This is a genomic window from Haloarcula sp. MBLA0138, assembly GCF_055632455.1.
Genome location: NZ_CM145746.1, coordinates 1,989,506 through 2,010,115, shown reverse-complemented (window position 1 = coordinate 2,010,115; position 20,610 = coordinate 1,989,506). Strand labels below are relative to the sequence as shown.

The 20,610-nt window shown below is 72.3% G+C and carries 23 protein-coding genes; 13 read left to right on the top strand and 10 right to left on the bottom strand.

Going from position 1 to position 20,610, the window contains the following annotated elements:
* Positions 1–66: 66 nt before the first annotated feature.
* A complete protein-coding gene (locus ACV7JO_RS10640; RefSeq protein WP_470353389.1) occupies positions 67–1,248 on the bottom strand; it encodes a pyridoxal-phosphate-dependent aminotransferase family protein in 1,182 nt (393 codons plus the stop codon).
* A gap of 558 nt (positions 1,249–1,806) precedes the next feature.
* Here ACV7JO_RS10640 and ACV7JO_RS10635 point away from each other — a divergent pair.
* The 12 genes from ACV7JO_RS10635 to ACV7JO_RS10580 all read left to right on the top strand — a co-directional run bounded on the left by ACV7JO_RS10635 (position 1,807) and on the right by ACV7JO_RS10580 (position 12,061).
* Complete coding sequence (locus ACV7JO_RS10635; protein WP_470353388.1) at positions 1,807–2,796, top strand: aldo/keto reductase; 990 nt, start codon at positions 1,807–1,809, stop codon at positions 2,794–2,796.
* A gap of 284 nt (positions 2,797–3,080) precedes the next feature.
* Positions 3,081–3,710: an HAD family hydrolase gene (locus ACV7JO_RS10630; protein WP_470353387.1), complete on the top strand. Its 630-nt coding sequence runs from the start codon at positions 3,081–3,083 to the stop codon at positions 3,708–3,710.
* Positions 3,704–4,621, top strand: a complete 918-nt coding sequence (locus tag ACV7JO_RS10625; RefSeq protein ID WP_470353386.1) for a CobD/CbiB family cobalamin biosynthesis protein — start codon at positions 3,704–3,706, stop codon at positions 4,619–4,621. Before ACV7JO_RS10630 ends, ACV7JO_RS10625 begins: the two co-directional genes overlap by 7 nt.
* Positions 4,612–5,385: an adenosylcobinamide-GDP ribazoletransferase gene (gene cobS / locus ACV7JO_RS10620; protein WP_470353385.1), complete on the top strand. Its 774-nt coding sequence runs from the start codon at positions 4,612–4,614 to the stop codon at positions 5,383–5,385. Before ACV7JO_RS10625 ends, cobS begins: the two co-directional genes overlap by 10 nt.
* The gene (locus ACV7JO_RS10615) at positions 5,373–5,948 is read left to right on the top strand and encodes an NTP transferase domain-containing protein (protein ID WP_470353384.1); all 576 of its coding nucleotides are present in this window, start codon (positions 5,373–5,375) and stop codon (positions 5,946–5,948) included. The genes cobS and ACV7JO_RS10615 overlap by 13 nt, the downstream gene beginning before the upstream one ends.
* A 21-nt stretch (positions 5,949–5,969) precedes the next feature.
* Positions 5,970–6,650 carry a DUF8127 domain-containing protein gene (locus ACV7JO_RS10610; RefSeq protein WP_470353383.1) on the top strand — a complete coding sequence of 227 codons (681 nt, stop codon included), beginning with the start codon at positions 5,970–5,972 and terminating at the stop codon, positions 6,648–6,650.
* Positions 6,651–6,687: 37 nt separating this feature from the next.
* Positions 6,688–7,740, top strand: a complete 1,053-nt coding sequence (cobD, locus tag ACV7JO_RS10605) for a threonine-phosphate decarboxylase CobD (RefSeq protein WP_470353382.1) — start codon at positions 6,688–6,690, stop codon at positions 7,738–7,740.
* A complete protein-coding gene (locus tag ACV7JO_RS10600; RefSeq protein WP_470353381.1) occupies positions 7,727–8,461 on the top strand; it encodes an adenosylcobinamide amidohydrolase in 735 nt (244 codons plus the stop codon). The genes cobD and ACV7JO_RS10600 overlap by 14 nt, the downstream gene beginning before the upstream one ends.
* Positions 8,462–8,471: 10 nt before the next feature.
* Positions 8,472–9,122, top strand: a complete 651-nt coding sequence (locus tag ACV7JO_RS10595) for a cob(I)yrinic acid a,c-diamide adenosyltransferase (protein WP_470353380.1) — start codon at positions 8,472–8,474, stop codon at positions 9,120–9,122.
* Between the two features lie 44 nt (positions 9,123–9,166).
* Complete coding sequence (locus ACV7JO_RS10590; RefSeq protein WP_470353379.1) at positions 9,167–10,690, top strand: cobyric acid synthase; 1,524 nt, start codon at positions 9,167–9,169, stop codon at positions 10,688–10,690.
* Positions 10,691–10,748: 58 nt separating this feature from the next.
* Positions 10,749–11,516: a nucleotide-binding protein gene (locus tag ACV7JO_RS10585; RefSeq protein ID WP_470353378.1), complete on the top strand. Its 768-nt coding sequence runs from the start codon at positions 10,749–10,751 to the stop codon at positions 11,514–11,516.
* Positions 11,513–12,061, top strand: coding sequence for a DUF8054 family protein (locus ACV7JO_RS10580; RefSeq protein WP_470353377.1), 549 nt, complete (start codon positions 11,513–11,515; stop codon positions 12,059–12,061). The genes ACV7JO_RS10585 and ACV7JO_RS10580 overlap by 4 nt, the downstream gene beginning before the upstream one ends.
* Here ACV7JO_RS10580 and ACV7JO_RS10575 read toward each other — a convergent pair.
* The 5 genes from ACV7JO_RS10575 to ACV7JO_RS10555 all read right to left on the bottom strand — a co-directional run bounded on the left by ACV7JO_RS10575 (position 12,058) and on the right by ACV7JO_RS10555 (position 15,115).
* The gene (locus ACV7JO_RS10575; RefSeq protein ID WP_470353376.1) at positions 12,058–12,291 is read right to left on the bottom strand and encodes an HTH domain-containing protein; all 234 of its coding nucleotides are present in this window, start codon (positions 12,289–12,291) and stop codon (positions 12,058–12,060) included. The genes ACV7JO_RS10580 and ACV7JO_RS10575 overlap by 4 nt on opposite strands.
* 286 nt (positions 12,292–12,577) lie before the next feature.
* Positions 12,578–13,378: a helix-turn-helix transcriptional regulator gene (locus ACV7JO_RS10570; protein ID WP_470353375.1), complete on the bottom strand. Its 801-nt coding sequence runs from the start codon at positions 13,376–13,378 to the stop codon at positions 12,578–12,580.
* A gap of 48 nt (positions 13,379–13,426) precedes the next feature.
* Positions 13,427–13,945, bottom strand: a complete 519-nt coding sequence (locus ACV7JO_RS10565) for a DUF7261 family protein (protein ID WP_470355770.1) — start codon at positions 13,943–13,945, stop codon at positions 13,427–13,429.
* Positions 13,942–14,346 (bottom strand): DUF7262 family protein, encoded by a 405-nt coding sequence (locus tag ACV7JO_RS10560; RefSeq protein ID WP_470353374.1) that lies wholly within the window; start codon positions 14,344–14,346, stop codon positions 13,942–13,944. The genes ACV7JO_RS10565 and ACV7JO_RS10560 overlap by 4 nt, the downstream gene beginning before the upstream one ends.
* A complete protein-coding gene (locus ACV7JO_RS10555) occupies positions 14,339–15,115 on the bottom strand; it encodes a DUF7263 family protein (RefSeq protein WP_470353373.1) in 777 nt (258 codons plus the stop codon). Before ACV7JO_RS10555 ends, ACV7JO_RS10560 begins: the two co-directional genes overlap by 8 nt.
* Here ACV7JO_RS10555 and ACV7JO_RS10550 point away from each other — a divergent pair.
* Positions 15,048–15,257: a hypothetical protein gene (locus tag ACV7JO_RS10550; protein ID WP_470353372.1), complete on the top strand. Its 210-nt coding sequence runs from the start codon at positions 15,048–15,050 to the stop codon at positions 15,255–15,257. The two genes, ACV7JO_RS10555 and ACV7JO_RS10550, sit on opposite strands and share 68 nt — an antisense overlap.
* Before the next feature lies 1 nt (position 15,258).
* Here ACV7JO_RS10550 and ACV7JO_RS10545 read toward each other — a convergent pair whose 3' ends face one another.
* The 4 genes from ACV7JO_RS10545 to ACV7JO_RS10530 are packed head-to-tail and all read right to left on the bottom strand — an operon-like array spanning position 15,259 to position 20,524.
* A complete protein-coding gene (locus tag ACV7JO_RS10545; RefSeq protein WP_470353371.1) occupies positions 15,259–15,705 on the bottom strand; it encodes a DUF7266 family protein in 447 nt (148 codons plus the stop codon).
* Positions 15,698–16,423 (bottom strand): DUF7289 family protein, encoded by a 726-nt coding sequence (locus ACV7JO_RS10540; RefSeq protein ID WP_470353370.1) that lies wholly within the window; start codon positions 16,421–16,423, stop codon positions 15,698–15,700. Before ACV7JO_RS10540 ends, ACV7JO_RS10545 begins: the two co-directional genes overlap by 8 nt.
* The gene (locus ACV7JO_RS10535) at positions 16,420–18,309 is read right to left on the bottom strand and encodes a type II secretion system F family protein (RefSeq protein ID WP_470353369.1); all 1,890 of its coding nucleotides are present in this window, start codon (positions 18,307–18,309) and stop codon (positions 16,420–16,422) included. Before ACV7JO_RS10535 ends, ACV7JO_RS10540 begins: the two co-directional genes overlap by 4 nt.
* The gene (locus ACV7JO_RS10530) at positions 18,299–20,524 is read right to left on the bottom strand and encodes a type II/IV secretion system ATPase subunit (protein ID WP_470353368.1); all 2,226 of its coding nucleotides are present in this window, start codon (positions 20,522–20,524) and stop codon (positions 18,299–18,301) included. The genes ACV7JO_RS10535 and ACV7JO_RS10530 overlap by 11 nt, the downstream gene beginning before the upstream one ends.
* Positions 20,525–20,610 lie beyond the last annotated feature (86 nt).

Sequence of the window (20,610 nt, the reverse complement as noted above, 5' to 3'; positions counted from 1 at the left end):
GGTCGTTTCGTAGCCGACTGCGAGTCGCCTCGTTCCGGTAGCGGGGCACAGAACCGTGAGACTGACTCAGAGCGCGTCGCTCGTCGCCGCCAGCCCCGCGTCGACGTCCACGTCGGCACCCTGTTCGGTGAGCGCGTCGCCCAGCGCGGTCATGAGGTAGCTGACGTTCTTCGGGCGCGCGGAGTGGCCCATACAGCCGATGCGCCAGATGTCGCCCTCCAGCGCGCCGAGGCCGCTGGCGATCTCGAGGTCGAACTCGCCGACGAGGTGGTCGATGACCGCGCCGTCGTCGACGCCGTCGGGGACCCTGACGGTGTTGAGGCTGGGCAGCCAGTAGTCCGCGGGCGCGTTCATCTCCAGCCCCATCGCCTCGACGCCGGCTTTCAGCGCGCCGGCGACCGACAGGTGGCGCTCCCAGCGTTGCTCGATGCCCTCCTCGGCGACGAGTCGCAGGGCCTCCCGGAGCGCGTAGACGTTGGTGATGGGCGCGGTGTGGTGGTAGGCCCGCTCTTCGCCCCAGTACCCCTCCAGCAGAGAGAGGTCCAGATACCACGAGCGGGGGTCGGTCTCCCGGGAGAGCACCTTGTCCATCGCGTCGTCGTTGAGCGTCAGCGGACTCGCGCCCGGCGGACACGAGAGGCACTTCTGGGGGCCGGAGTAGGCCACGTCGACGTCCCACTCGTCGGCCCGGAACTCGACGCCGCCCAGCGAGGTCACCGTGTCCGCGACGACCAAGGCGTCGTTCGCGTGGGCGATGTCGGTCAGTTCCGGCACCGACGGCTGGAGGACGCCGGTGCTGGTCTCGGCGTGGACGAAGCCGAACACGTCGGGGCTGTGCGCGTCGAAGGCGTGTTCCACGTCGGCGGGGTCGAGCGGCTCGCCCCACGCGGCGTCGACGGTGACCACCTCGCCGCCGGCCCGCCGGGCCATGCTTGCCATCCGGTCGCCGAAGTAGCCGTTGGTCGGGACGAGCATCGTGTCGCCGGGCTCGACGAGGTTGCCGATGGCGGCCTCCATCGACGCCGACCCGGTCCCGGAGACGGGGATGGTCCACTGGTTGTCCGTCCGGAAGGTGTACCGCAGGAGGTCCTGTACCTCGTCCATTATCTCGATGAAGGAAGGGTCGAGGTGGCCGACCAGCGGCGTGCTCATCGCCCGCAGGACGCGGGGATGCACGTCGCTGGGTCCGGGACCCATCAGTGTGCGGTTCGGCGGTGCGAGCTCCCCGACGGCTGGTGCGTCGTCCATGCACGTGGGTAACAACCGAATTTTTATTAAAAACCCGGTATCACGGGCAGCATCGACGTTTCCTCTCCAAGTCGTGACAGGAGTCTGACGGGCGGGCCCCGCGGCCGGACCGCGAGCATCGCTCACACCGCGGCGTACGCGTCGGCGTCGCCGCTCCGGTCGGGGTGTGACCGAGCCAGAACGCCGGCGTCTCGAAACCGAGAACCACCGGACGGCGGCGCGTGAAACGACGTGAACTATCCTCGCTCTTTTTAGCGATACGGGTACAAGCAACGGTGTGGTCGTCGATGGGAGTGTTTGACAAGGCTAAGGACGTTTCCCAGCTCGGGGAACACGAACGGCACCCGTATATATGTCTCCTCTGTGAGACATCGTTCGACGTACAGTATCACGCCTGCCCCGACTGTGGCGGCTACGACGTCCGCCGGGCCAAGTGGGTCGAATAGCCGGCCGCCCCTCGGCGTCCACACGGCACGTCCCGCCTGCTATCGGGCACCCGCTCATCTTTCCGTTGGCCGCTTGCCACAGGCACAAGTACGTCCGGCGGTAACCGCGAGTATGCAGCACCGACAGCTCGGCACCACCGGGTACGACGTGACAGAGGTCGGCTTCGGTACGTGGAACATCGGCGGCGACTGGGGCGACGTCTCCGAGGAGGCGGGCCGCGAGGCCGTCCGGACCGCGCTCGACGCCGGCATCGACTTCATCGACACCGCGGACGTCTACGGCGACGGGTTCAGTGAACAGCGCATCGCCGAAGTCCTAGACGAGCGGGGCGTCCGCGACGAGGTGACCGTCGCCACGAAGGCGGGGCGGCGACTCGACCCCCACACCGCCGACCGCTACGACTACGAGAACCTCTCGCGGTTCGTCGACCGCTCGCGGGAGTACCTCGGCGTCGACTCGCTGGAACTGGTCCAACTGCACTGCCCGCCCACCGACGCGTACTACCAGCCCGAGACGTTCGAGGCGCTTCGTCGGCTGCGCGACGAGGGGAAAATCGACCGCTACGGCGTCAGCGTCGAGAAGGTCGAGCAGGCCCTGAAAGCCATCGAGTACCCCGGGGTCGAGACGGTCCAGATAATCTTCAACATGTTCCGCCAGCGGCCCGCGGAGCTGTTCTTCGAGGAGGCGAAGCGTCGCGACGTGGGCGTCATCGTCCGGGTCCCGCTGGCCTCGGGCCTCCTCACTGGAAAGCTCTCCCGGGACACGGAGTTCCCCGAGAACGACCACCGCAACTTCAACATCGAGGGCGAGGCCTTCGACCGCGGCGAGACGTTCGCGGGCCTGCCGGTCGACGCCGGCTTCGACGCCGTCGACGCGCTCCGCGAGCACGTCCCCGAGCGGATGACGATGGCTCAGATGGCCCTGCGCTGGATTCTCGACCACGACGCCGTCTCGACGGTCATCCCCGGGTCGACGACCCCCGAGCACATCGAGGCCAACGCCGCCGTCTCGGACCTCGACCCGCTTTCGCACCAGACTCACGGCGCGGTCCGAGACATCTACGAGGCCCACGTCCGCGACGCCGTCCACCACCGCTGGTAGTGAATTATAGGTTTACGTATGTGAAAACGGCGGCTGAGTCGGTCTTGACTGCCGCCGAACTCTCCCCCTCCCGTTCCGAATCACACCGACACAGTGTAGTGATTTATTTACTAATTCTGACTGTATACGGACGAATTCGTATACGGAATCAGACAATAATGGCGATAGAAAGTATCGGATATATTTAACCCGTCTGACGCACGTCAGCTCCGGCCGTCGGGGGGTCTCTACCGGCCGCCGAACCCACCGCACAGTTCAAGTGGGTTTGCGCTATTGCAACGAGCGTGGCAGTCTCGTTCGACCTCTTCGGGACGCTGGTCGACGCCGACCGGCCGGCCGCGCCGTGGGACGCGGTCGCCGCGGCGCTCGACGCCCGCGGCGTCGCCGTCCCCGACGACTGGGAGGCCGCCTACCGGACCGGCCACCGCGAGTACGACCGGGGCCGGGAGGCACCGCTGGACGAGCACGTCCGCCTCGCGCTGGCGAGTCGCGGCGTCTCGGTGTCCGACGCTACCGCCCGGGCGGCGGTCCTCGACGCGTTCGACGCCGCGGTGCGGAGCCGCGACGGCGCGGCCGAGGCGCTCGCGGCCGCCGCCGACGCCGGGGCCGTCGCCGTCTGCTCGAACTGCTCCGTCCCGGGTCTCGCCGAGCGGACGCTCGACCGCAGTGGCCTCGACGCCGACCGGTTGGACGCCGTCGTCACCAGCGTCGGCTGTGGCTGGCGCAAGCCCCACCGGGAGGCGTTCGCGGCGACGGCCGACGCGCTGGGGGTCCCGCTGTCGGCGCTCGTCCACGTCGGCGACGACGCCCGCACCGACGGCGGGGCCGGTCGCGTCGGCGCTCGCTCGGTCCTGCTGTCCGAGACGCCGCTCCCCGCCGTCGCGCGCCTGCTCCGGGAGGGCGACCTGTGCTGACGACGCTGTCGGTCCTCGCGGCCGCCGCGCTCGAACTCGCCGTCGGCGAGCCCGCGACCCGCCGCCACCCGGTCGCGTGGTTCGGGGCGCTGGTCGGCGCGGTCGACCGCCCGTGGGACCGCCCCCTCGCCGTCGGGGCGCTCGCGGCCGTCGCGCTCCCGGTCGGTGCCGCCGTCGCCGTTGCCGTCGCCGTCGCGGCCGCCGGGGCGGTCTCGGCGGTCGCTGCCGCGCTGGCCGCGGGGGTCGCGCTCTTCTTGACGACGAGCCTCCGGCACCTCTGTGCGACGGCCCGGACCGTCGTCGCCGAGAGCGAGCGGGACCTCGCCAGCGCCCGCGAGGAACTGCTCGCGCTGGCCGGACGGAACGCCGACGACCTCACGCCGGGGCTGGTCCGGAGCGCGGCCGTCGAGAGCGCGGCCGAGAACCTCGCAGACGGACTCGTCGCACCGCTGGGCGCGTTCGCGCTCACGGCGACCGCTGGGCCGCTCGTCGGACTCCCGGCGCTCCCGCTCGCGGCCGGCGCGGCGGCGTGGGTGAAGGCCGTCAACACGATGGACTCGATGCTGGGCTACCGCTCGAAGCGGGTCGGCACGCCAGCCGCACGGCTCGACGATGCCGCGATGTGGTTGCCGGCCCGCGCCAGCGCCGTCCTGCTGGCCGTCGCCTTCCGCGACCCCCGCTCGCTCGCCCGCGCCCGGCAGTGGCTCGACCGCGTCCCCTCGCCCAACTCCGGCTGGCCGATGGGCGTCGTCGCCGCGGCCGCGGGCGTCTGTCTGGAGAAGCCCGGCGTCTACGCGCTGAACGCGAGCGCCGACCACCCGACCGCCGAGCGCTCCGAGGCGGCCGTCGACCGCGTGGGCCTCGCGGGCACGCTCGCCTACGCACTCGCGGGGGCGGTCGTGTGGTTCTGACCGCCGTCCGCGGGGCGCTCGGCTTCCTGTCGCGGCTCCCCGTCGGCCACAGCGAGGCCGCGTGGGACGCCTTCGCCGCGACGCCGGCCGCGTTCCCGCTCTCGGGCTACGTCGTCGGCGCGCTCGTCGCCGCCCCCTTCCTCGCAGTCGGCCACCTCCCGGCCCCGGTCGTCGCGGCGGCCTACCTTGCCGCCGTCGTCGCCGTCACCGGCGTCAACCACGCCGACGGGCTGGCCGACCTCGGCGACGCCGCCGCCGTCCACGGCGACGCCGCCGAGCGCCGCGCGGTGATGCGCGACACCGAGGTCGGCGTGGGCGCGGTCCTCGCGCTGACGAGCGCGCTGCTGGCGCTGGCGCTGGGCGCGCTCGCGCTCGCCGCCGTCGGGCCGCTCGTGGCTGTCGCGCTTGCGCTGGCGAGCGAGGTCGGCGCGAAACTGGGCATGGCGACGCTGGCCTGTCTGGGCTCGCCGAGCCACGAGGGGTTCGGCGCGACGGTGCTGTCGGGCAACGGGTCGTCGGACCTCGCGTGGGCGGCGCTGGCGGCGCTCCCCGCCGCCGTCCTCGCGGTCCCGGCCTCGCTCGCGGCCGTCGCCGCCGGTCCCCTCGTCGCGCTGGGAGTACGGCGGTGGGCCGACCGCCGGCTCGGCGGGGTGGGCGGCGACGCCTTCGGCGCGACCAACGAACTGGCTCGTGTCGCCGCCCTCCACGCGGCGGTCACGGCGTGGTCGCTCGCCGGCCCCGGGGTGGTCGCGTGGACGCTCTGATACTCTGTGGCGGCCGCGGGACCCGGCTCGACAGCGACGCGGAGAAGCCACTGTTTCGGGTCGACGGCGTCCCGATGATAGACCGCGTCGCGGCGGCGCTGGAGGGGAGTACGGTCGAAGGGGTCTACGCGGCGACCTCGCCCAACGCCCCGGCGACGCGCGCCCACCTCGACGTGCCCTGCGTCGAGACGCCCGGCGAGGGGTACGTCGCCGACCTCGACGCGGCGCTGTCGGACGCCCGACTCTCCCGCCCGGTCCTGACCGTCGCCGCCGACCTCCCGCTGCTCGACGGCACGGTTCTCGACCGCGTGTGCGTCGCCCACGACGGCGGCTCGCTGACCGTCCTCGTCCCCGCGGCGCTGAAACGGGACCTCGGGGTCAGCACCGACACGACCTTCGAGCGCGGGGGGCGGACGGTCGCCCCGACCGGCGTCAACGTCGTCGGCGACGGCGGCGAGAGCGCGTGGCTGGCCGACGACGCGCGACTGGCGGTCAACGTCAACACGCTGGCCGACGCCCGCGTCGCCGAGGCGCTCCTGACCACCGACGACGCGTTTAACTGACGGCCGACCGAGCGGCCGGTTATGGTCCGCCAGCGTGCTCTCCTCCTTCTCGGGCTGGTGCTCGTCTCCGTCCCCGTCTGGGGACCGGCGCTCGATTTGACCGGGGAGGACTACGTCTACCGGACGGCGGAGGTATCGGCGACCGACGACGGCCTCCGACTGGGCGACAGCGCCCCGCCCGCCGGGCCGACCGAGGACGTCGCCTGCCTCGGAGCCGCGGCCACCGTCGACCACGACCGCGCCTGTTACCTCGAATCACGTCTCCGAGACGGGAACGTCTCCGTCGACTACCCGGGGCTCCTCTCCTACACCGGGAGCCCGTACCCCAACCCACCCGAATACGTCGTCTTCGGCGGCGAAGGCACTGTCTACCGGCGGACGGTCGCCTACGACGACGAGCGCGAGGCGTTCGTCTTCGGCCTCGAACGCGCCGACCCCGAGACGGTCCTGTCGACGGTTGCCGACGACCCAGCCGACGCGGAACCGCCCGTCCGTCGCGCGCTCAGAACCGGTAGCGCCCGGTCCGACGACCCCGTGCGCTACTCGACCGGCGAGATATACGCTCACGACGGCGCGTACCTGTACGCCTACGAGGCCGCGACGCCGGCGTCGCTCTCGGCCAAACCCGGCGTCGAACGGGGGTTCGAAGCTCTCGTGGTCCTCGCCGGTGCGGCGCTGCTGTACGCGGCCGGCCGGGACTGAGAGAAACTTTCTCGGTCCGGGCGCGCCACCCACCGCCATGGACCCCGAGAGCGTCGCCCGCCTGCGCGACGCGGGCGGCCCCGACGCGCCGTTCGACGCCGACGGCCGCGTCCCCCACGGCAGCAGCGACGACCCCGACCCGCTGGATTTCAGCGCCAACACGAACCCCGAGGTTCCAGAGGGGACCGAGCGCGCCTACCGCGAGGCGTTCGACGCCGCCCGCTCGTACCCCGACGACGGCTACCCCGCGTTCCGGCGGGCCGCCGCGGCCTTCGTCGACTGCGACCCCGGACAGGTCGTCCCGACCGCCGGCGGCCTCGAAGCCATCCGGCTGGCGATACAGACGACCGTCTCGCCGGGCGACTCGGTCCTCGTCCCGGCTCCGAGCTTCGGCGAGTACGCCCGCGAGGTCCGCTTACAGGGCGGCGACCCGGAGTTCGTCGCCCACGACGCGCTCCTCTCGGCCGACCCCGGCCCGCACGCGCTCGCCATCGCCTGCAACCCGAACAATCCGACCGGCGACGCCTACGACGCGGCCGCCCTGCGGGCCTTCGCCGACCGCTGTCGGGACGCCGACACGGCGCTGCTGGTCGACGAGGCCTTCCTCGGCTTCACCGACCGGCCGTCGCTGGCCGGCCGCGAGGGCGTCGTCGTGGCGCGCTCGCTCACCAAGCTATTCGGCCTCCCCGGCGTCCGGATGGGGTACGCCGTCGCCGCCGGCGACCGGCTCGACCGCCTCGCCACGGCCCGGCGCGCGTGGTCGATGAGCGGCCCCGCGGCGGCCGTCGGCGCGCACTGCTACGGCCGGCGCGCGTTCGTCGACCGGACCCGCGAGCGGGTGGCGAGCGAGCGCGAGCGGCTGGCCGACCGGCTCTCGGCGCGGTTCGACGTGCACGACTCGCAGGCCCCCTTCCTCCTGCTCGAACCGACTGACACGGGGGTCGACGACCTGCTCTCGACCGCCCGCGAGAGCGGCGTGGTGGTCCGAGACGCCCGGACGTTCCGCGGCCTCGACAACCACGTCCGGGTCGCCGTCCGGACGCCCGCCGAGAACGACCGGCTACTGGAGGCGCTGGGTGTTCGAGACTGAGCGCCGGGCCGGGGTCTGTCGGTTCGGTTTCGACGGCGGGCGCTGGCTCTCGACGGCGTGGGACGGGGGCTACCGCGTCGCCGACGCGGCGTACAACGTCACGGTCCCCGAGGGGTTCGAGCGGACCGACCTTGACGCCTACCGCGCCGAGCGACTCGCCGCGGCGGACTTTCCCGTCGGGCCGACGCTCCTGACCGGCGTCGACGTGGCCCACGCCCGCGTCGCCCGGAGCGGCCCGGTCGCCGTCCTCGCCACCGCGGGGGTGTCGAACCCCGCGACCCTGCCGATGACCGACACCGCCGACGGGTCGGACGGGACCGCCGCCGACGCCACCGACGGCACCGATGCTACCGATGCTATCGATACCGCCGACTGGCGGCCCGGCACGGTCAACCTCGTCGTCGGCGTCGACCGGGCGCTCGGCGACGGCGCGCTGGCGACGCTGCTGGGGACCGCCGTGGAGGCGAAGGCGGCGACGCTGCTGGCGGTGGCCGACGCCCCCGGGACCACCTCCGACGCCGCCGTCGTCGGCTGTCGGCCCGACGCCGAGCGCGCCCGCTTCGCCGGCAGCGCGACCGAGGTCGGGGCCGCGACGCGGGCCTGCGTCCGCGACGCCGTGCGGGCGAGCCTCGCCGCCCGCTACCCCGACGGGCCGCCGTCGCCCGCCGCGGCCGCCCACGGCGTGGTCACCGACCGGCAGACCGATGTGCGCGAGCCATAAAGAAGGGGGTATGAGCGACAACGACGCCGGTCCGACCGCCGAGCCGATAACGCCCGGTGCGCCCGAGGAGTTCGGCCTCGTGCAGGTCTGGTGGGGCGACGGGAAGGGCAAGACCACCGCGGCGCTGGGGATGGCCGCCCGCGCCGTCGGCCACGGCTACCGCGTCCACCTGCTGCAGTTCATGAAGGGCGGCACCGGCTCCGTCGAGGACGTCCGCGGCGAGTACAACGCCATCGCGGCCCTGCCGGGGTTCTCCTACGAGAACGCCGGCCACTACGGCTGGCACGGCTTCCTCGACGGGAGCGACGACGACGAGCACGCTGCCCGCGCCGCCGGCGCGCTCGAACGCGCCCGGACGGTCGTCGACGCCAGCGCCGACGCCGACCTCTCGACGCCGTTCCCCGCCGACAGCCCGGCCGACGACGGCGTCCACATGCTCGTCCTCGACGAGGTCCTCTACGCCGCCGGCCGCGGACTGCTCGACCCCGCGGACGTGCTCGCCCTCGTCGACGACAAGCCCGACGGCCTCGAGCTGGTGTTGACCGGTGCCCACGAGCGCCCCGAGTACCTGCTCGACCACGCCGACCTCGTCACTGAGGTCCGCAAGGAGCGCCACCCAATCGACGACGGACAGGGCGCGCGCAAGGGGACCGAGTACTGACCCCGGCGAACGACTCTTGTACGCGGCGCGCCGACAGCGAAGCGATGGCCCGGACCGTTCTGGTCGCCGGCACGGCGTCCCACGTGGGCAAGAGTACCGTCGCGGCCGGGCTGTGTCGCCTGCTCGCGGACCGCGGCGTCGCCGTCGCGCCGTTCAAGGCCCAGAACATGAGCAACAACGCGCGGGCGACGCCGGGGGGCGAGGTCGGCGTCTCGCAGTACGTGCAGGCCCGCGCGGCCCGCGTCCCGCCGTCGACGGACCACAACCCGGTCCTGCTCAAACCCCGCGGCGACGGCGAGTCCCAGTTGGTCGTCGACGGCGACCCCGTCGGCCACGTCGGCGCGCGCGAGTACTACGACGCCCACTGGGAGCGCGCCCTCGCCGCCGCCCGCGACGCCCACGCCCGACTGGCCGACGCCCACGAGGTCGTCGTCGCCGAAGGAGCCGGCTCGATAGCCGAGATAAACCTCCACGACCGCGACCTCGCCAACGTCGAGACGGCCCGCTTTGCCGACGCCGACGTGCTTCTCGTGGCCGACATCGAGCGTGGCGGCGTCTTCGCGTCGCTGGTCGGGACGCTCGAACTGGTCCCCGAGGACATCCGCGAGCGCGTGGCCGGCGCGGTCGTCACGAAGTTCCGCGGCGACCGCTCGCTGCTGGCCCCCGGCGTCGCGGAATTCGAGACCCGGACGGGCGTCCCCGTGTTGGGCGTGCTCCCCTACGACGACCCCGGCCTGCCCGAGGAGGACAGCGTCGCGCTCCCGCCCGAGGGCCGGCGGGCCGTCCGCGGCGACGACGACGGTGTCTCCGACGAGCGCAGCGTCACCGTCGCGGTGCCGCGGCTCCCCCGCATCTCGAACTTCACCGACCTCCAGCCACTGGCCCGCGTGCCCGGCGTCCGCGTCGCCTACGTCCCGCTGGACGCGACGCTGGCCGAGGCCGACGCCGTCGTCCTCCCGGGGACGAAAAACACCGCCGACGACCTGCTGGCGCTGCGGGCGGCCGGCTTCGACGACGCGCTCGCGGCCTTCGACGGCCCCGTGGTCGGACTTTGCGGAGGGTACCAGATGCTCGGCGAGGAGATCACTGGCGCTGCCATCGAGGGGACCGGCGACGCCGACCGCGTCGCGGGGCTGGACCTGCTGCCGGTCACGACCGCCTTCTCGGCAGAGAAGACCGTCGCCCACGTCGAGCGCCGGCTCGACGGCGTCGGACCGCTCGCCGGTGCCGACGGCCGCGTCGAGGGCTACGAGATACACATGGGCGAGTCGACCCTGACCGGCGACGCCGCCCGCCCGTTCGACGGTGAGGGGGCGGCCACCGAGTCGGTGCTGGGTACCTACCTTCACGACCTCTTTGCGAACGCCGCGCCCAGAGATGCCTTCGTACGAAACACGTTCGCGGCCGTCGGTGTCGAGCCACCTGACCCCGTTCTCGGCGGTCCGGACGCAGACGCGGACACCGCGACAACCGACGGCACCCCCGAGGCCGCCACGGTGGACCCCTACGCGGCCGCCGCGGCGCTCGTCGGCGACGCCGTCGACCTCGGTCCACTCGGTCTCGACTGATTTTATTCCTCGCTATCGAACCGGAACTTTATATGTGAGTGGGGCGCTACCGCCGCCAATGGTCGAAGCGTTCGCCGTCGCCAGCGGGAAGGGTGGGACCGGCAAGACTACCAGCACCCTCGCGCTCGGGATGGCGCTGGCCGACGACTACGACGTGACGGTCGTCGACGCCGACACCGGGATGGCGAACCTCCTCTTTCACGCGGGACTCACCGAGGCCGAGACGACGCTGCACGACGTGCTCGCCGACACCGCGCCCGTCGAGGCCGCGACCTACGACCGGTTCGGGATGACCGTCGTCCCCTGTGGTACCAGCCTCGACGGCTTCCGGGACGCCGACCCGACCCGACTGCGCGAAGTGGTCGCCGCCCTCGCGGCCGACACCGAGGTCCTCCTGTTGGACTCGCCGCCGGCGCTGGACAGCCGGGCGGCCGTCCTCCCCGTCGTGACTGCCGACCGCATCGTGGTCGTCCTCCAGCCGACGATTCCGGCCATCACTGACGGGCTGAAGGTACAGGAGTACGCCACCTCCTACGGGACCGACGTGGCCGGCGTGCTGTTCAACAAGGTCCGCGAGGACGAGGACATCGACGCCGTCACCGACAAGACCGACCGGTACTTCGACGGCCCGACGCTGGGGACCGTCCCCGAGAGCGAGCGAGTGCGCGAGGCCCGCCGCGCCGGCCGCCCGTTGCTGGCTCACGCGCCCGCCTCGGACCCCGCCGCGGCGTACCGACGGGCCGCCGACGCACTGTCGGTCCGGACCGGGCGGCCGGGCGCGGTCGCCGACCGGTTCCGCAGCGCCGTCATCCCCGAGCAGCCATGAAGGTCCCGCGGGGGCAACTCCGGAAGTCCCGCGTCGTCGCCGACCCGCGGGAGGCCCTCGCCGAAGCGCTCGACCGCGAACTGACCGGCTACGTCGTCTTCGAGCCACAGGACGCGCTCCTCTTGGACGCCGACGGTCGGGGCGTCCTCACCTTCGCCGACGGCGTCCCGGTGTTGGCCTACCACACCGGAACCGAGCGCGGCGGGCCGGCGGCGCTCGCGGACCTCGCGGTTCCCGGCCCCTACCACGTCGAGATGTACGCCCTCGACGAGCGCGACCTCGACTCGGTCCACGACGCCGACGCCCTCCGGGTCCCGCCGGGGATGCCCGCCGAGCGGTTGGCCGGCGACCCCGCGCTCGCCGAGAGTACGCGCCACGGCGCGCCCGACCGCCCCCTCCCGACCGAACCTGACCGCGACGAGACCACGCCCGAGGCGTCGCCAAGCGCCGTCGCGGCCTTCCTCGACGACGAGGAGAAGATCGAAGCCATCCGGGAGCAGGCCCGCGCCGAGGCCCGCGAGCGCGCCGCCGAGTGGGACCTCTAGTCGGTCCGCACCGGAATCCACCAGACCCGCGACCGCCCGCCGACCTTCTTGCTCGTGATATCCGTCTCCGCTTCGAGGTCGTGAAGCTTGTTCAGCGCCGTCCGACGCGAACAGCCCAGTCGCTCGGCGACCTCCGAGGCCGTCAGCGGCTCGGCGTAGTCGCCACGGTCCTTGAACACCTCGATGACATCCGATTCCGTGTACTGTACTTCCCGGCCCGGCGGTGACATACGCGGACAATCGACGCCCGCGTACTTATACTGTCGCCCGGGGTGTTACAGGCTCGGTAACACGTTCCGGGTCGCGTAACTGTTCGCGTAACTAAATATAGGTCGACCGCGCCCCAGTCGTTCGATGGGGAACGACTCGCCGTCTGCCGCCGCCCGCTCGGACGGGTCGTTTATCGTGGCACCCGCCTCCGAGGGCGCTTCGGCCCGCTTCGTTTCGGCCGCCCACCCCGTTTTCGCTCGCCGTCGCTACGTAGTCACCGGGCCCGCCCGACAGCGACGCGTCGACTCAGGCCGACGACGAGACGGCGGTTTCGAGGGGCTGTGCCCCGTCGTGGATGGATTCGTACTGCTCGACGGCCCACTCGTAGGTCCGCTCGTCGTCACACTCCAGCAGCGCCCGGAGGTTGTTCCCGTCGCCGTAGGCTGCCAGACAACACCGGTGGTCGTCCAGCGCCAGCCCGAACGCCAGCGGGCTCTCGTGGACGAACACGTCGATGCCCGTGTCCTCGACGCCGCGTTCGAGCGCCGGCTCGAACTCCTCGACAGAGCGTTCGAGGACGCTCGGGTCGATGACGAACTCGATCTCGACGCCCCGGTCTAACAGCCCCGCTGCCACCTCGTTGAACGACGCCGCCACGATTGGCGAGACAGCCCGCACGTCTCCGTCGGGCTCCTCGAACCACTCGGTGAACCGCTGGACCGGGGCCAGCGGCGTCCCGTCGGTCCCCGCCGTCACCGTCCCCGACTCGAAGGCCGTCGCCGGGAGCTCTCCGGCCGTTGGTTCGAAGTGGACCGCGAACGGCCCCACTTCGCTCGCCCGCTCGACCGTCGCGAGGAGGTCCCGGTACCGCTCGAACACCCGCCGGCCCGTCGGCGTCAGCCGGTAGTCGCCGTCGCGCTTGCGGACCCACTCCCGGTCCCGACAGCCCGCGAGGATGCGCTGGACCGTCGTCCGCGTGGCGTCGACTGTGGCACACAGGTCCCGCGGCGGCGCGGGCGACTCGGCCAGCGCCGCCAGCACGGCGTGGCGCTGTGGCGACCCCGTGAGGAACTGTACGTCCCCGTAGACCCGCTCGCTCGATTCCATCAAGCCGTTCCGTTGGGCGGCTGTCGACATTAGTCTCCCGGTCGGCGTTCACGCGACCACCCGCTCGACGACGGTGGCGGTCCGCTCACCGCGTGGCGTCGTCGTGGTCACGTCGAACGCGACCGCGAGCACGTGCGTCCGACCGGCCCGCTCTTGGACGACGACGCCGCGGTCGGCGACGCAGGTGCCGAACTGTCGACCGGGACCGGACGGGCACTCGCGCGCCCGCCAGCGACGCGCCGCGGTGTCGTTGTACGCGACCGTGTGGACCGTGCCGTCGTCGACGGCAGCCGTCCGCAGGCGGTCGATTCGCGGTGCGAGCCGCGACCGCACGTCGGTCACGGCATCGTCTCGCCGGGACCAGCCGTACTCCGCCGCGACGCCGTAGCCGACCGTCGTCACCGCGCGGTCCAACGCCCGCAGCGTTCGCGTCCCGTCGTCGTCGTACGCCGCCGTCGCCCGCACGTCGTCGTGGTACCCCAACTGGAGGTAGGCGAGCACTACGGGTGCCAGCGCGACGGCGACGAGGACAGCCGCCGCGAGGACGAGTTGCCCGCGGTCGGTCACGCGTACCACACCTCGATTCGGACGGGGCCGTAGCCGGTCGGGACCGTCGCCGTGCCGACGCTGACGGCACGGGGCCGCGGATAGCCCGCGGTCCCGTGGGGCGTCGTCAGCCGAAACACGACGTTCGCCGGGAGGATGCGGTCGACGCGCTCGGCGACGGCACGGCGCTCGCGCTCGAACCCGCGCTCGCTCCGAGCGAGTTCCGACAGGCGCGTCCGGCCCCCGTGACGCGGCGACTCGCCCGCCAGTACAGTCGCCGTATCCGACGCGTACGCTTCCAACTGGGGCGACCGCCGGTCGGGTGCCGGAACGCCCAGCGCGAACCCGAGCGTCACGCTCAGTATCAGCGTCGTACCGATGGCGACCTCGACGAGCGACAGCGGCAGTTGCGCCCTACGCATCGACGGTCACCGCCAGCGTCGCCTTGCGCGTCCGGGGCGCGGCGTAGGTCACCGTCACGTTTCCACGGCCAAGTCGGCCGGCCCCCACGAACCGTAGCGTCGTCGTCCGCTGTGGCGACAGCGCCACGTCGAAGGTCCCGTTGAGGCCGGCGGGGTCGTGCAACACCACGCGACCGTCCGCCCGGACCGTCCAGACCGCCGTCCCGTTTGGCGGGGCCACGGTGATTGTCGCCGCGTCGGTCCGGCGGGGCAGCGTCACCCGTCGTTCGCCTGTCAGGTCGGGAACGACGCGCTCGCGTTGCCGGCGCTCGACGAGGACGAGTCGCCGCACCGTCGTCCCGCCGGTCGGCCGTCCGTCGCTCGCCAGCGTCCGGTCGCCAAGCGTCACGCGGACGGCCCGCTCGTCCGCCTGCGGGACCACGCGCCGCAGTGTGACCGCGTCGAACGCCGCGGCCCGCCCCCGGGTGACGACGTTGGCCCGGTCGGTCAGCGGCCCGTCGGCCGCGACGAGTCTGTCGGCCGCCGCCGCGGCCGCGTGTCGCTCGCCCGGCGTCCTGCTCGCGCCCGTAATCGCGGTGTCGGCAAAGAGCACCGCGACGCCGGTGACGGCGGTGAGGACGACGAGCGCGACCGCTACCGCGGGGAGAGTCGTCTGCCCGCGGTCCCGTGCAGTTTTCCCCGCGCCGCTCGTACCGGCGGCCGTGCGACGCCTCGACCCGAGCGACCTCCTGTTCGTCGGCGTGTTCGTCGCCGTCGTCTGTTTCGGCATCGCCGCGTTCGTCGCGGTCGCGGCACCGGCGGGACTGCCGGGGTTCGTCCGCGCGCTCGTGACGGTCTTCGCCGGCTTCGGGCTGGTGGCGCTGCTGGCCGCACTGCTTGCCGCCGGCGGACTCCGCTGGCTGCGGTCGTGACTCACGGCCCGCCCTCCAGCCTGACCGCGAGGCTCCCGTTCCCGCCGGTGACGCGGACGACCGTCCGCTCGCCGCTCTGCCACGCGCCCTCGACAGCAGTGACACGCGATGGCAACACCGGTGTGATACGCCCGCCGACTGCGGGGTCGGGATGGGACAGGACCAATTGTCCGCCGTCGGCACGTAGTTCGTAGGCCCGTCCGTCGATGGTCGCGGGGACGTCGACCCGTCGTGTCGCGGCGACGCTCCGCGTCCGCGGTGGGACCGCCTGTTCGACTGCGGCGCTCGCCTCGGCGAGGACCCGCTCGCCCAGTTCCGCCCCGACCGCGCTCCGGTACTCCGGGATGACGCCGCCGTACAGCGTGGTCGTCAGGAAGCCGATGTACAGCACCACGACCCCGAGCGCGAGCAGTTTCTCGACGACCGTGCTGACGCCGCGGCTATCCATGCCCCACCTCCAGTCGCATCTCGTGGACGACGAGATACAGCGTCCGGCGGCCGTCCGCGGTCACGACGACGCTCGGGACGCCGTCGCCGTCGATGTCGCGGCGCGTCGTCCGCAGTTCCGGCCGGTCCAGCGACCGTCGCAGGGCCGCGGGGGTCGCCGTCTCGATGGCGACGCTGTACTCCGCCGCCGGCAGCGTCACGCGGCGGTGGCTGACGTTTGTCACAACCGACACGTCCATGCCGCCGGACCCGGCGACGGTCGCGCCGGCCGACCCGAGCCGCGGGGCACCGACGACGACGGCCTCCTCGGCCGCCGTCACAGTCAATGGCGGCTCTCTGACGACCCACGCCTCGCCCGGCGGGCCGCGGACGACCGCTCCGGCCACGAACGCGACTCTGGTCCCGTCGCCCTCGTAGACCAGCGCACCGACGTCGAGGGTCCGTTCGGTCCCCGACGCCGTCAGTATCCGCAGTTGTCGGTCGACGGTCGTCACTCGTCCGCCGGTGACCCGGACCGTCGACCGCGTCCGTCCGGTCTGCTCGACGGGTCGGAGCGTTGAGTCGAAGGTGTCCGCCACTCGGGCCTCGTCGGCCGCGGCCGTTTGTCCGTCGACGACGGCTCCGACGACGGCCGTCAGCCCGCCGAGTGCGGTGACGGTGATACCCAGTAGCAGGACGACACCGACGACGTGTGACTGTCCGCGGAGGCGGCGGCTCACAGCAACCCCGCCCCCGCATAGACGACGTAGGCCACCACCACCAGCGCGCTCGAGTGCAACAGCGCCTCGTAGCCGCCGCGGCTCGCGGTCCCGGCGAACCAGCCACACGCGAGCATCGTCGCCTGCGTGACGACGTAGAAGCGGTACTGCTCGCGCGCCGGCTGAATCGCGGTCGGGTCCAGCGCGATGCTCGACGCGCCCGAGACGGCCGAGAGCTGTGCGAACCCGTCGAGGACGTAGACGTTGACCGCGACGGTGATGCCGACGACGAGCAGCGCCGTCGTCCACCCGACGGCGACGTAGACCAACAGTGCCGACCGGAGCGACTTCCGCTGGTGGTAGAGCCGTCCTATCTCGGTCTGGAGCGTCTCGAAGACGTCTTCCGCGTCGCTGCCGGCGTCCAGCGCGCCGACGACGAGCCCGATGGTCTGTTCGGCCATCGGTGTCCCGACCCGCTCGACGAACTGGTCGAGCGCGGCCGCCCGGCGGTCCGCCGCGGCGTCGTCCGGGCTGTCGCCGAGTTCGAGCGTGAACGCCAGCGACGCTACGTCCCGCTCCAGCGCCCCCAGTCCGACCTCCGCCGCGACCCGGTCGACGGCGTCAGGGAACGGCCGCCCAAGCGCGACGTGGCCCGCGACGGCGTGGACGAAGTCCTGTATCTCCCGGTCTTTCGCGTCGTCGCGTCGCGCCCGCCGGACCGACACCGCCCCGACCGGGAGGCCGACGGCGGCGTACGACAGCAGGCCGACGTTCACCGGGTCGTAGCCCAGCAGCCACAGCCACGCCGCCGCGCCGACGCCGAGCGGGAGGCAGACCGCCAGCGCGCTCGCGGGGTTCGACGCCGCGCTCGTCACGATGCCGACGACGCCGTCGGGGCGCTCGTAGCTCGGCGCGGCGGTGTTGTGCGGTCGGAGCGTCTGGACGACGAACGCGGCCAGCGCGCCGGCGGCGAGGACGAGGCCACCACAGCCGAACACGACGACGGCCCGAATCGAGACCGGCCCCAACGGCGTCGAGACGGTGTTCGACAGCCCCGGCGCGAGGACGCCCATGACGGTGACGATGAGGACCGCAAGCGACGGGAGGACGAGCAGGACGACGAACAGCTCCGCCAGCAGTTCCAAGTAGCCCGTCGCCCGCTCGTGGCGGCGGCTCTGTTCGTGGGAGAGGAGCCGCCCCTCCATCTCCAGATACCCCTCCAGTGCCTCGGCGCTCTGGTTCGCGTGTTCCCTGAAGTTCAGCAGGAACGGGGCGAGCAACTCCCGCGACGGCGTCTCGCTCGCCACCCGCTCCAGTCCGTCGTCGAGGCTCCCGGTGAGCGCCGCCCTGTTCAGCGCCCGGCGCAGCGCCACGGCCGTCTCGCCGTAGGCGTCCTGTCTGGCGACGGCACGGAGCATCGTCCGTCTGTCGTGGGTCCCCGAGGCGAGCACCCGGAGGTAGCGCACCGCGCCCGGGAGCGTCGCCGCGATGTCGGCGCGGCGCGCGCTGGCGACCCACGAGAGGTACCGCTCCCCGGCGGCGAAGGCGCTCCACCGGAGGACGAACCCGGCGGCGAGGCCAGCCAACACGGCGGTTCCGACCCGCGGCACGTCCGGTAGCGGGAGCCGGTTGACGACCGGCAGGCTCCGCGCGGCCAACGCCGTCGCCGCAGCGACGAGCCGGTCGGGAACCGCGAGCGTCAGCCCCGCGACGCCGAGGCCGCCGCCGAGCGTCAGGAGCCACGCGAACCCGTACAGTCGCGCGACGTACACGCCGAACTCCGTGTCGGGGTAGGCCGCCCGGTAGCGCTCTCTGGTCGTCCGATGGCCACTGTCGTCGGCGTGGTGTGCGAACAGGGCGTAGAGACCCCGGTCCAGCAGCCGGAGCCGGTCCCCCTCAGTCGCCATCCCGGCCGACCTCCAACTCGAACGGTGCCCGCTCCCGGGCGGTGCGGTGGCGGAGTCGCTCGACGGTCGCGGCCTCGTTCGTCTCTAAGTCCGCCAGCACGCCGAACAGCTCCTCGAAGTCGTCGACGCCCTCCCTGACGAGGTACTGGACGTATCGGTGCCGGCGCTGGAACGTCTCCTCGACGGCCGCGACCGGTTCGTCGCGCAGCGACGCGAGCCGGTCGAACACCTCGGTATCGACGCGTCGCTCGTCGTCGCCCAGCGCCGGATGGTCGTAGGCGAAGTCGAACTCGCCGCTTGGCTCCCGGGCACAGACCGTGTTGTAATGTAACGTCGTCCCGTCCTTCCGGACCGTCCCGCTCCGTCCGCCGTCGCGCTGTCCGGGTTCGTCGGTGAACTCGACGACCTCGCCGACGTACCGCTCGCCGTCCGTGTGACGCGGGAACACGACGAGGTCGATCTCCGACAGCAGGTAGGTCGGGAGGTCCTGCTCGACGACGCGGTTGACCAGCGTCTCGATGTCCGAGGCATGGGTCGTCCCGACGACGCCGTGGCCGGTGTTCAGAGTCTCGGCGAACGTCTCGAACGACGCCGGCGAGTTTATCTCGGCGATGACCTCCACGTCCGGGTTCAGGTAGTTACACTGCGTCATCAGGTCCGCCATCGTCACCCGGCGGTGGTCGCGCTCGTGGTCGCGGGTGGTCAGCGAGACGCCGGTCTCGTGGGGAATCCGGACCTCCCGGGACCCCTCGTCGATGCTGATGGGGCGGTCGCGGTACGGGATGAACGGCATGTGCGCGTTGAGCAGCGTCGTCTTGCCGACCCCGGTCGGACCGGCGAAGAGAACGACCCCGTGGGACTCGTAGCAGAGCCACAGCAGCGCGACCAACTCCGTGGGGAGCGAGCCGCCCTCGACGAGGTCGACCGGCGTCATCGCGTCGGCGGCCTGCTTCCGGATGGAGATGTGCGGGCCGTCCTCGCTGATGGTCGGGAGCGCCACCGCACACCGAATCGTCTCGTCGGCGTCGTGGGCCGTCGGCGGGTCGATGTTGACCTTCGCGCTGGGGTTCGAGGCGTTGAGTTCCGTCCCGTCGTCGGCAGCCAACTGCGTGACGACGTTGACGAACGCGCTCTCGGACTCGAAGGCGAGGTTCGTCGGCACGCGACCGTCGTGACCGAGGTCGGCCCGCGGGAGCACTTTCACCCGCTCGCCGACGCGGTTGGCCTCGATGTCCTCCAGCGTGGGGTCGCGGATGGGAACGGTGAGCTTGCCGTGGCCGACGAGGTCACGGAGGACGTAGTACAGCAGGTCGTCGAGCCGGCCGTCGGCGAACCGCTTGTCGACCGGCGGGACGGCCACACCGAGTTCGGCCATCGCCGACCGGACCCGATACCGGGCGGCGTCGAGGAGTTCGGTCGTGTTCCGGACGGTCAGTTGCCGGGCCAGCAGCGTCCGGGCGCGCTCGCGGACGAAGTCGCCGCGGTCCTCGACGAGCCCGTCGACGTTCGTCTCCCAGATTCGCTCCTTACACTCCGCGATGAGTTCGCGGTCGCCGGGGAGCAGGTCCGGCTCCCGGACCGCGTACTTCGTCGTGAACGGGTCGGCCCCGAGGACGTGCTCCCGGTAGACGACCACGGGGACCTCGAACCCACGGAACCGGACCGTGTGTTCGCCGACCCGCTCGCTGGCGAAGCGGTCGATGTACGCGGGGTCCGACGGGAGCGCAGTCGTCAGGGGCGCGTAGTCGTCGGTGTGGACGACGATGCCCTCGTCGGTCACGTCGGCCACGTCGATGCGGTCGTCGAGGGCGTAGGGCGTCAGGTCGCCGAGACAGGCCAGCGAACACAGGGCGTGGTACGCGACGCGGCGGCGGGCCGCCGGCGAGCAGTCCACCAGCCGGTCGATGACCCGTCGGTGTTTCCGGTCGAACCCCTCGCGCATCCGCTCGACGGCCCCCTGTCGCGTCCGCGGGCGCTCGATGTTCGCGCCGTCGAAGTGAGCCTCGACGGTCGACAGCGCCTCGCGTTCGGCGGCCGACGGTAGCGGCTCGCGGACCTCGTACCGGAACGTCTCGTCAGAGCGTATCGTCACGACGACGCCGTGGCCGATGGCGTCCTGTTCCCGAACGTCGGGCGCGTACCACGCGGCGGTGTCGTCCGGCGGAACCGGGGCCGGGACCGTCGGCGGTTCGCCCGTCTGCGCTGTGCCGGTCATGGGGCTCATGGGACGGGCTAAAGTAATAAAATTTAGCTAAAATATATTGTATTGAAGGTCGCCTGTCGGTACCCTCTCTCGACGTG

Coding starts and splice junctions, on each gene's coding strand:
- cobD (WP_470353382.1), top strand. CDS start 6,688: ATGGACCCCGAGAGCGTCGCCCGCCTGCGCGACGCGGGCGGCCCCGAC.
- ACV7JO_RS10555 (WP_470353373.1), bottom strand. CDS start 15,115: ATGCCGAAACAGACGACGGCGACGAACACGCCGACGAACAGGAGGTCG.
- ACV7JO_RS10535 (WP_470353369.1), bottom strand. CDS start 18,309: ATGGCGACTGAGGGGGACCGGCTCCGGCTGCTGGACCGGGGTCTCTAC.
- ACV7JO_RS10545 (WP_470353371.1), bottom strand. CDS start 15,705: ATGGATAGCCGCGGCGTCAGCACGGTCGTCGAGAAACTGCTCGCGCTC.
- ACV7JO_RS10610 (WP_470353383.1), top strand. CDS start 5,970: ATGGTCCGCCAGCGTGCTCTCCTCCTTCTCGGGCTGGTGCTCGTCTCC.
- ACV7JO_RS10640 (WP_470353389.1), bottom strand. CDS start 1,248: ATGGACGACGCACCAGCCGTCGGGGAGCTCGCACCGCCGAACCGCACA.
- ACV7JO_RS10635 (WP_470353388.1), top strand. CDS start 1,807: ATGCAGCACCGACAGCTCGGCACCACCGGGTACGACGTGACAGAGGTC.
- ACV7JO_RS10585 (WP_470353378.1), top strand. CDS start 10,749: ATGGTCGAAGCGTTCGCCGTCGCCAGCGGGAAGGGTGGGACCGGCAAG.
- ACV7JO_RS10595 (WP_470353380.1), top strand. CDS start 8,472: ATGAGCGACAACGACGCCGGTCCGACCGCCGAGCCGATAACGCCCGGT.
- ACV7JO_RS10530 (WP_470353368.1), bottom strand. CDS start 20,524: ATGACCGGCACAGCGCAGACGGGCGAACCGCCGACGGTCCCGGCCCCG.
- ACV7JO_RS10575 (WP_470353376.1), bottom strand. CDS start 12,291: ATGTCACCGCCGGGCCGGGAAGTACAGTACACGGAATCGGATGTCATC.
- ACV7JO_RS10580 (WP_470353377.1), top strand. CDS start 11,513: ATGAAGGTCCCGCGGGGGCAACTCCGGAAGTCCCGCGTCGTCGCCGAC.
- ACV7JO_RS10560 (WP_470353374.1), bottom strand. CDS start 14,346: ATGCGTAGGGCGCAACTGCCGCTGTCGCTCGTCGAGGTCGCCATCGGT.
- ACV7JO_RS10590 (WP_470353379.1), top strand. CDS start 9,167: ATGGCCCGGACCGTTCTGGTCGCCGGCACGGCGTCCCACGTGGGCAAG.
- ACV7JO_RS10570 (WP_470353375.1), bottom strand. CDS start 13,378: ATGGAATCGAGCGAGCGGGTCTACGGGGACGTACAGTTCCTCACGGGG.